The sequence below is a fragment of the Pantoea sp. AG702 genome (genome assembly GCF_003182295.1).
Lineage (GTDB): Bacteria > Pseudomonadota > Gammaproteobacteria > Enterobacterales > Enterobacteriaceae > Pantoea > Pantoea ananatis.
Map to the genome: position 1 here is coordinate 1 of NZ_QGTU01000021.1, position 1224 is coordinate 1224.

A 1224-nucleotide genomic window follows, 5' to 3' on the forward strand; every position below is an offset into this window, starting at 1 on the left:
TGACCTGCTCCCCGTTGATTAATACACCGTGATGTTAGTAATGTCTTCATAAGCCACATGAGGACATCCCCATGAAGAAGCGATTTTCCGACGAACAGATCATCAGTATTCTCCGCGAGGCAGAAGACGGGGTTTCGGCCCGGGAACTCTGTCGCAAGCATGCCATTTCAGATGCCACCTTTTACTCCTGGCGCAAGAAGTTCGGCGGCATGGAAGTTCCCGAAGTGAAGCGGCTCAAGTCGCTTGAAGAGGAGAACGCCCGCCTCAAGAAGCTCCTTGCCGAAGCCATGCTGGATAAGGAGGCACTTCAGGTGGCTCTGGGGCGAAAGTACTGACGACAGACCAGAAGCGGGAAGCCGTGGAGGTCATGTGTGAGGCAATGGGTCTGTCGCAACGCCGTGCCTGCAGTCTGGCTGGTCTGTCACTTTCAACCTGCCGTTATTCGGCCCAGCGTCCTGCTGCTGACGCGCAACTGTCTCTACGGATCACAGAGCTGGCACTTGAACGCCGGCGATTTGGTTACCGGCGGATCTGGCAGTTATTGCGCCGGGAGGGCCTTCACGTCAACCATAAGCGGGTTTACCGCATCTATCACCTTAACGGTCTGTGTGTAAAACGCAGGTGCCGCCGTAAGGGTCTGGCGACTGAACGGCTTCCGCTTCTCCGCCCGGATGCGCCGAACATGACATGGTCAATGGATTTTGTCATGGATGCACTTGCCAGCGGCCGCCGGATTAAGTGCCTGACCTGTGTGGATGATTTCACGAAAGAGTGTCTGACGATCACAGCCGCTTTCGGGATTTCAGGTGTTCAGGTCACGCGGATTCTGGACAGCATTGCGCTGTTTCGTGGATATCCTGCGACAATAAGAACCGATCATGGTCCGGAATTTACCTGCCGCGCGCTGGATCAATGGGCCTTTGAACATAGTGTTGAGCTGCGCTTAATCCAGCCAGGCAAGCCAACTCAAAACGGATTTATTGAGAGTTTTAACGGTCGCTTTCGGGATGAATGCCTGAATGAGCACTGGTTCAGCGATGTTCTTCATGCCCGGAAAATCATTAATGACTGGCGGCAGGACTATAACGAGTCCAGACCTCATTCATCGCTGAATTATCAGACGCCATCTGAATTTGCAGCAGGCTGGCGAAACGGGAAACATGAAGAAAAACCCACCGACATTACTAACTGAAGGTTGTATCTAATACTGGGGGCTGGTCAACG

At 53.4% G+C, this 1224-nt stretch carries 1 protein-coding gene; it reads left to right on the top strand.

Annotated elements, in window-relative coordinates; genetic code table 11:
- The first annotated feature begins 71 nt into the window (after nt 1-71).
- A protein-coding gene (locus tag DFO57_RS22525) for an IS3 family transposase (RefSeq protein ID WP_085980269.1) occupies nt 72-1192 on the top strand; the annotation gives its coding sequence in 2 pieces (ribosomal slippage) (nt 72-330 and nt 330-1192; 1122 coding nt in all).
- Nucleotides 1193-1224: the final 32 nt, after the last annotated feature.